Source organism: Parabacteroides faecis (genome assembly GCF_014647375.1).
GTDB lineage: Bacteria > Bacteroidota > Bacteroidia > Bacteroidales > Tannerellaceae > Parabacteroides > Parabacteroides faecis.
On the sequence record NZ_BMPB01000001.1, the window covers coordinates 813,837 to 821,561 of the forward strand.

The window sequence follows — 7,725 nt, forward strand, 5'->3', positions numbered from 1 at the left end:
TAAATAATGTATGGCTGAATACCCAATCAACAAGGGTATCGGCCGTCCGGTAGAGTTCAAGGGCTTGAAGGCACAGTACCTCTTCATCTTCTGCGGAGGTCTGCTGGCTCTCTTCGTCCTGTTCGTCATCCTCTACATGGTCGGTATCGACCAGTGGATATGTATCGGCTTCGGCGCGGCATCGTCCTCCCTCCTTGTATGGCAGACCTTCGCGCTGAACGCCCGGTACGGTGAACACGGGCTGATGAAATTAGGAGCGGCACGGAGCCATCCCCGATACCTTATCAACCGGCGGCGGATAACCCGTCTGTTCAAACGACAACGAAAGGAAGAAAGACAATGAGGAATACATCGAAAATGACAACACTGGAAAACAGGTTCCCACTTTTAGCGGTGGAGCATGGCTGCATCATCTCAAAGGACGCCGACATCACGGTGGCTTTCGAGGTGGAACTACCGGAACTTTACACCGTGACGGGTGCGGAGTACGAGGCGATACACAGTTGCTGGTGCAAGGCTATCAAGGTGCTGCCGGACTACTCCGTCGTCCACAAACAGGACTGGTTCATCAAGGAACGCTACAAACCGGAGCTTCAGAAGGACGACATGAGCTTTTTAAGCCGCTCTTTCGAGCGTCACTTCAACGAGCGTCCGTACCTGAAACACACCTGCTACCTCTACCTGACCAAGACAACAAAGGAGCGTAACCGGATGCAGAGCAATTTCAGCACGCTGTGCCGGGGACATATCATCCCGAAGGAGCTGGACAGGGAAACCACGACCAAGTTCTTGGAAGCCTGCGAACAGTTCGAGCGCATCATGAACGACAGCGGGCTTGTCAGGCTGCGCCGCCTCTCCACCGATGAGATTGTGGGTACTGAGGGAAAGACGGGACTTATTGAACGCTACTTCTCGCTCATGCCGGAAGGTGACACCACCTTGCAGGACATCGAGCTTTCGGCAAGGGAGATGCGCATCGGCGACAACCGCCTGTGTCTGCACACCCTCTCCGACGCGGAAGACCTGCCGGGCAAGGTGGCTACCGACACCCGTTACGAGAAGCTCTCCACCGACCGGAGTGACTGCCGACTGTCATTCGCCTCCCCGGTGGGGCTTCTGCTCTCCTGCAACCATATCTACAACCAGTATGTGCTGATAGACAACAGTGAGGAAACCTTGCAGAAGTTCGAGAAGTCCGCCCGTAACATGCAGTCGCTATCTCGCTATTCAAGGAGCAACAGCATCAACCGCGAGTGGATAGACCAATACCTGAACGAAGCCCATTCCTACGGACTGACCTCGGTACGGGCACACTTCAACGTCATGGCGTGGAGCGACGATGCGGAGGAACTGAAGCATATCAAGAACGACGTGGGCAGCCAGTTGGCAAGCATGGAATGCGTGCCGCGCCACAACACCATCGACTGCCCGACACTCTACTGGGCGGCGATACCCGGCAATGCGGCGGACTTCCCGGCGGAAGAGAGTTTCCACACCTTCATCGAACAGGCGGTGTGCCTGTTCACAGAGGAAACCAACTACCGCAGCTCGCTCTCGCCCTTCGGCATCAAGATGGTGGACAGGCTCACGGGAAAACCGCTGCACCTTGACATCTCCGACCTGCCCATGAAGCGAGGTATCACGACCAACCGCAACAAGTTCGTGCTGGGTCCTTCGGGCAGCGGCAAGTCTTTCTTCATGAACCACCTCGTGCGCCAATATTATGAGCAAGGCGCACATGTGGTATTGGTGGACACGGGAAACTCCTATCAGGGCTTGTGCGGCATGATCCGACGCAAGACAGGCGGAGCGGACGGTGTGTATTTCACCTACACGGAAGATAAGCCCATCAGCTTCAACCCGTTCTACACCGACGATTACATCTTCGACGTGGAGAAGAAGGACAGCATCAAGACCCTGTTGCTGACGCTCTGGAAGTCGGAGGACGACAAGGTGACAAAGACGGAGAGCGGCGAGCTGGGCAGTGCCGTGAGTGCCTATATTGAGCGCATCCAATCCGACCGTAGCATCGTGCCGTCGTTCAACACCTTCTACGAGTATATGCGTGACGACTACCGCAAGGAACTGGCACAGCGTGACATCAAGGTGGAGAAGTCCGACTTCAACATCGACAACATGCTCACCACCATGCGGCAGTATTACCGGGGCGGGCGTTACGATTTCCTGCTCAACTCCACGGAGAACATCGACCTGCTCGGCAAGCGGTTCATCGTCTTCGAGATAGATTCGATTAAAGAAAACCGCGAACTGTTCCCCGTCGTGACCATCATCATCATGGAAGCCTTCATCAACAAGATGCGGCGGCTGAAAGGCGTGCGGAAACAGCTTATCGTGGAAGAGGCTTGGAAGGCCCTCTCATCGGCGAACATGGCTGAATATCTGCGCTATATGTATAAGACGGTCAGAAAATATTACGGCGAGGCAATCGTGGTGACGCAGGAGGTGGACGACATTATCAGTTCTCCGGTGGTCAAAGAGAGCATTATCAACAACTCGGATTGTAAAATCCTGCTTGACCAAAGGAAATATATGAACAAGTTCGACCAGATACAGGCGTTGCTCGGACTGACGGAAAAGGAGAAGTCGCAGATACTCTCCATCAACATGGCGAACAACCCTTCACGGCTCTACAAGGAGGTGTGGATAGGCTTGGGCGGCACGCAGTCGGCGGTCTATGCCACGGAGGTCAGCGCGGAAGAGTATCTGGCGTACACCACCGAGGAAACGGAAAAAGTGGAGGTTTACCGTCTGGCGGAGAAGCTGGGCGACGACATCGAAGCCGCCATCCGGCAGCTTGCCGAAAGGCGGAGAAACAAGGAATAACTAAAAAACAGAATGTATCAACCAAAAAAGAAAAACGCGTATGAATTTACCAAAAGTGAAAATGCTGCAAGTCAGCAAGTGCCTTATCGGATTGGCGGTCATGATGCTGCAATCCTGCGACGTGGCCGACAACCGCCGCGACATGCTGTGCGGGAACTGGGAGAGCGTGGAGGGAAAACCTGACGTGCTTATCTACAAGGAGGGCGAAGCCTACAAAGTGACGGTGTTCCGTCGTAGCGGTCTGCGCCGCAAGCTCAAGCCGGAAACCTATCTCTTGCAGGAGGAGAACGGCAACCTGTTCATGAACACCGGCTTCCGCATCGACGTGTCCTACAACGAGGCCACGGATGTGCTGACTTTCTCGCCAAACGGGGACTATGTGCGGGTGAAGCCGCAGCCGGGACATCCGACCGAAGAATAACAACCACTAAAATCCAAAGTAACATGAGAACAAGAATAACAATGATTATCTGCCTGTGCCTGCTTTTCGCGGGCAGGGCAAGCGCACAGTGGGTCGTAAGCGATCCGGGCAATCTAGCGCAGGGCATCATCAATGCCTCCAAAAACATCATCCATACCTCCAAGACCGCCACGAACATGGTGAGCAACTTTCAGGAGACGGTGAAAATCTATCAGCAGGGCAAGAAGTATTACGATGCCCTCAAATCGGTGAACAATCTGGTCAAGGACGCCCGCAAGGTGCAGCAGACCATCCTGATGGTGGGCGACATCACAGACATCTATGTGAACAGTTTCCAACGGATGCTCCGTGACGGGAATTTCAGACCCGAAGAGCTTTCCGCAATCGCTTTCGGCTACACGAAACTGCTGGAGGAAAGCAACGAAGTGTTGACGGAACTCAGGAACGTGGTGAACATCACCACGCTCTCCATGACCGACAAGGAGCGCATGGACGTGGTGGAACGCTGCCACTCGAAGATGAAGCGTTACCGCAACCTCGTGAGCTACTACACGAACAAGAACATCTCCGTGAGTTACCTGCGTGCGAAAAAGAAGAACGACCTCGACCGCATCATGGGGCTGTACGGGAACATGAACGAAAGATACTGGTAGCCTATGAAGTTCGACAACCTTCATCAGATTTTACGTTCACTTTATGAGCAGATGATGCCGCTGTGTGGGGACATGGCTGGTGTGGCGAAAGGCATCGCCGGGCTGGGTGCGCTGTTCTACGTCGCCTACCGGGTATGGCAGTCGCTGGCGAGAGCTGAACCGATAGACGTATTCCCGATGCTCCGTCCTTTTGCCATCGGTCTGTGCATCATGTTCTTCCCGACTGTGGTGCTGGGCACGATAAACAGCATCCTCTCACCCGTCGTACAGGGCACGGCAAAGATGCTGGAGGCGGAAACGCTGGACATGAACCGATACCGGGAGCAGAAGGACAAACTGGAATACGAGGCGATGGTACGCAACCCCGAAACCGCCTACCTCGTGTCCAACGAGGAATTTGACAAGCAACTGGAGGAACTCGGCTGGTCGCCCTCCGACATGGTGACGATGGCGGGAATGTATATCGACCGGGGAATGTACAACATGAAGAAGAGCATCCGCGACTTCTTCCGCGAGATACTCGAACTGCTGTTCCAAGCCGCCGCCCTCGTGATAGACACCGTCCGCACCTTCTTTCTCGTGGTGCTGGCGATTCTCGGTCCGATAGCCTTCGCCCTGTCGGTATGGGACGGTTTCCAAAACACGCTCACGCAGTGGATATGCCGCTATATACAGGTCTATCTGTGGCTACCGGTATCGGACATGTTCAGCACCATACTGGCGAAGATACAGGTTCTGATGCTGCAAAACGACATCGAGCGGATGCAGGCAGACCCGAACTTCTCGCTGGATTCGAGCGACGGGGTGTATATCGTATTCCTCTGCATCGGCATCATCGGCTACTTTACCATTCCCACCGTTGCGGGCTGGATTATCCAAGCCGGAGGCATGGGCGGTTACGGTCGCAACGTGAACCAGATGGCGGGACGAGCCGGAAGCATGGCGGGCAGCGTGGCGGGTGCAGCCGCAGGAAACGCAGTCGGACGTGTCGGCAAATTGCTGAAATAATCAATGTGCAATCATAAATTGGAAAATATAAATGGAATTCAAATCACTTAGAAACATCGAATCGTCGTTCAGGCAGATACGCCTGTTCGGTATCGTCTTCCTCTCGCTGTGCGCCGTGGTGACGGTGTGGAGCGTGTGGAACTCCTACCGTTTCGCAGAGAAGCAACGGGAGAAAATCTATGTGCTGGACAACGGCAAGAGCCTGATGCTCGCCTTGTCTCAGGATTTGTCGCAGAACCGCCCGGCGGAGGCACGGGAACATGTGCGCCGTTTCCACGAGATGTTCTTCACGCTATCACCTGAAAAAAGCGCGATTGAACACAACGTGAAACGTGCCTTGCTGCTGGCGGACAAGAGCGTGTACCACTATTATTCGGACTTCGCGGAGAAGGGGTACTACAACCGCATCATCGCCGGGAACATCAACCAAGTGCTGAAGGTGGACAGCGTGGTGTGCGACTTCAACGCCTATCCCTACCGTGCCGTGACCTACGCCACACAGAAAATCATCCGGCAGAGCAACGTCACCGAGCGCAGCCTCGTGACCACCTGCCGCCTGCTGAACGCATCGCGGTCGGATGACAACCCGAACGGTTTTACCATCGAGGGTTTCACCATCATTGAGAACAAGGATTTACAGACTATCAAACGGTAACAGGACATGAAAAGTATCAGAAAATCAATGTGGGGCATGTATTGGAAACTCCACGACAAACGGAAACGCTTGGCGGCAAGTCTCAAAGGGTATCTGGACGGCTTGCCGCCGGAAACACGCCGCCGCATCGTGCTGGGGATGTTCGCCGCCTTCGCGGTGCTTGCCCTTTACACCTTCGGCAGAGCCGTCTATGACATCGGCAGGAACGACGGCTCACATATGGAAACGGGACACGCCGGACGGGTGGAACTGCCGACCCCGGCGGAAACAGGCAATCACTTAACACCTTATTTATATGGAACAGACAAAGAATGAACCGACGAAAGAGAACAAAGCTGCTCCCGAAACGGGGAAACCGAAAAAGGAGCGCGAACCGCTGACAGAGGCGCAACGGCTGAAACGGCAGAAGATGATCGTGCTGCCCGCTATGGTGTTGGTGTTCATCGGGGCGATGTGGCTGATATTCGCCCCGTCCTCCGGCAAGGAGCAACCGCCGGGAACGGACGGATACAACACCGAGATGCCCGACGCTGACAAGGCGAACCGGCAGATTATCGGCGACAAGCTGAAAGCCTACGAGCATGGGGAGATGGAAGAGCGTCAGGAGAGCCGCAACCGTGCCATCGGGCAGCTGGGCGACATGTTCGACCGCGAGATAGCGGGAACGGAGAACGGAGTGGACTTCGACCTCGCCAATCCGGGCGGCAAGGAAGAAAGGGCAAAGCCAGCCACGCCGCAGACCATCCAGTCCTCCGCAGCCGCCTACCGTGACCTGAACGCCACGCTCGGAAACTTCTACGACCAGCCGAAAAACGACAATGCGGAGATGGACGAATTGTTGGAGCGCATCGCATCGCTGGAGTCGGAACTGGAAAGCGAGAGGGGCAAGGCTTCCTCTATGGACGAGCAGGTGGCTCTTATGGAGAAGTCCTACGAGCTGGCGGCAAAGTACATGGGCGGTCAGAACGGAGGACAGCCATCGGCGGAACAGAGGGCAGAGCCAACTACCGTGCAGAAAGGGAAGAAGAACAAGGCAATGCCTATCAGACAGGTGGAGCATCAAGTAGTTTCTTCACTCTCACAGCCTATGAGTAACGCGGAGTTTGTCGCCGCCTTATCGCAGGAACGCAACCGGGGTTTCAACACGGCTGTCGGCACGGCGGAGGTATTGGACAGGAACACCATACCGGCGTGCGTGCATGGGGCGCAGAGCGTGACGGACGGGCAGACGGTAAGGCTGCGCCTGCTGGAGCCTATGGCGGTGGCAGGCAGGACAATACCCCGGGGTGCGGTGGTGGTCGGCACGGGCAAGATACAGGGTGAGCGGCTCGACATCGAGATTACCTCGCTGGAATACGACGGCACGATTATCCCCGTGGAGCTTGCGGTCTATGACACGGACGGACAGCCCGGCATCTTCATCCCGAACTCGATGGAGATGAACGCCGTCCGGGAGGTCGCCGCCAACATGGGCGGCTCGCTGGGAAGCAGCATCAACATCTCCACCAATGCCGGGGCGCAGCTCGCCTCCGACTTGGGCAAGGGGCTGATACAAGGCACGAGCCAGTACATCGCCAAAAAGATGCGAACCGTCAAGGTGCATCTGAAAGCCGGGTACAGGGTCATGCTTTACCAAGAAAAATATTGAAAACAATAAAAATTACCACTAAAATCCAAAAGTAATGAGAAAAGTAATCATCATGTTTGCCCTCGCTATGGGCATCATAACTGCCAACGCGCAGGAGAATGTAACCGTTGAAACGACCAACGGAAGTGAACAACCGACCTTGACGAAGGAGGTCTATCCGCAGAAGGAGGCGGACGGCGACCTATATCACGGGCTGTCACGCAAGCTGACCTTCGACCGCATGATACCGCCGCACGGTCTGGAAGTGACCTACGACAAGACCGTCCACGTCATTTTTCCGGCGGAGGTGCGCTATGTCGATTTAGGCTCGCCCGACCTGATTGCCGGGAAAGCCGACGGAGCGGAGAACATCATCCGTGTGAAGGCTACCGTAAGGAATTTTCCCAACGAAACGAATATGTCCGTCATCACGGAGGACGGCAGTTTCTACACCTTCAGTGCGCACGTAATGTAGCATAGCAAATATCTCTTTGGCAAGAGATTAGGTCAGTGTTCT

At 55.1% G+C, this 7,725-nt stretch carries 8 protein-coding genes and 1 pseudogene; all 9 read left to right on the forward strand.

Going from position 1 to position 7,725, the window contains the following annotated elements:
* Positions 1-10: 10 nt before the first annotated feature.
* Entirely contained in the window at positions 11-343 is a 333-nt protein-coding gene (locus IEY67_RS02610) for a DUF4133 domain-containing protein (RefSeq protein ID WP_004291514.1), read from the forward strand.
* A complete protein-coding gene (locus tag IEY67_RS02615; protein ID WP_004291515.1) occupies positions 340-2,844 on the forward strand; it encodes a TraG family conjugative transposon ATPase in 2,505 nt (834 codons plus the stop codon). The genes IEY67_RS02610 and IEY67_RS02615 overlap by 4 nt, the downstream gene beginning before the upstream one ends.
* A 40-nt stretch (positions 2,845-2,884) precedes the next feature.
* Positions 2,885-3,265 (forward strand): DUF3876 domain-containing protein, encoded by a 381-nt coding sequence (locus tag IEY67_RS02620; protein WP_004291516.1) that lies wholly within the window; start codon positions 2,885-2,887, stop codon positions 3,263-3,265.
* Between the two features lie 23 nt (positions 3,266-3,288).
* Complete coding sequence (locus tag IEY67_RS02625; RefSeq protein ID WP_004304283.1) at positions 3,289-3,918, forward strand: DUF4141 domain-containing protein; 630 nt, start codon at positions 3,289-3,291, stop codon at positions 3,916-3,918.
* Positions 3,919-3,921: 3 nt separating this feature from the next.
* Positions 3,922-4,926, forward strand: a complete 1,005-nt coding sequence (gene traJ, locus IEY67_RS02630; RefSeq protein ID WP_004291518.1) for a conjugative transposon protein TraJ — start codon at positions 3,922-3,924, stop codon at positions 4,924-4,926.
* A gap of 31 nt (positions 4,927-4,957) precedes the next feature.
* Positions 4,958-5,581, forward strand: coding sequence for a conjugative transposon protein TraK (traK, locus tag IEY67_RS02635; RefSeq protein WP_004291519.1), 624 nt, complete (start codon positions 4,958-4,960; stop codon positions 5,579-5,581).
* A gap of 27 nt (positions 5,582-5,608) precedes the next feature.
* Positions 5,609-5,896 (forward strand): TraL conjugative transposon family protein, encoded by a 288-nt coding sequence (locus tag IEY67_RS02640; protein WP_018697145.1) that lies wholly within the window; start codon positions 5,609-5,611, stop codon positions 5,894-5,896.
* A complete protein-coding gene (traM, locus tag IEY67_RS02645; protein WP_004291521.1) occupies positions 5,877-7,229 on the forward strand; it encodes a conjugative transposon protein TraM in 1,353 nt (450 codons plus the stop codon). Before IEY67_RS02640 ends, traM begins: the two co-directional genes overlap by 20 nt.
* Positions 7,230-7,263: 34 nt before the next feature.
* Positions 7,264-7,668 (forward strand): annotated as a pseudogene (locus IEY67_RS02650) (DUF8473 domain-containing protein); the annotation flags it as partial.
* Positions 7,669-7,725: the final 57 nt, after the last annotated feature.

Bases quoted from the DNA above. Each gene is read 5' to 3' on its own strand.
- traK (WP_004291519.1), top strand. From the start codon at position 4,958: ATGGAATTCAAATCACTTAGAAACATCGAATCGTCGTTCAGGCAGATA.
- IEY67_RS02610 (WP_004291514.1), top strand. From the start codon at position 11: ATGGCTGAATACCCAATCAACAAGGGTATCGGCCGTCCGGTAGAGTTC.
- IEY67_RS02640 (WP_018697145.1), top strand. From the start codon at position 5,609: ATGTGGGGCATGTATTGGAAACTCCACGACAAACGGAAACGCTTGGCG.
- IEY67_RS02625 (WP_004304283.1), top strand. From the start codon at position 3,289: ATGAGAACAAGAATAACAATGATTATCTGCCTGTGCCTGCTTTTCGCG.
- traM (WP_004291521.1), top strand. From the start codon at position 5,877: ATGGAACAGACAAAGAATGAACCGACGAAAGAGAACAAAGCTGCTCCC.
- IEY67_RS02615 (WP_004291515.1), top strand. From the start codon at position 340: ATGAGGAATACATCGAAAATGACAACACTGGAAAACAGGTTCCCACTT.
- IEY67_RS02620 (WP_004291516.1), top strand. From the start codon at position 2,885: ATGAATTTACCAAAAGTGAAAATGCTGCAAGTCAGCAAGTGCCTTATC.
- traJ (WP_004291518.1), top strand. From the start codon at position 3,922: ATGAAGTTCGACAACCTTCATCAGATTTTACGTTCACTTTATGAGCAG.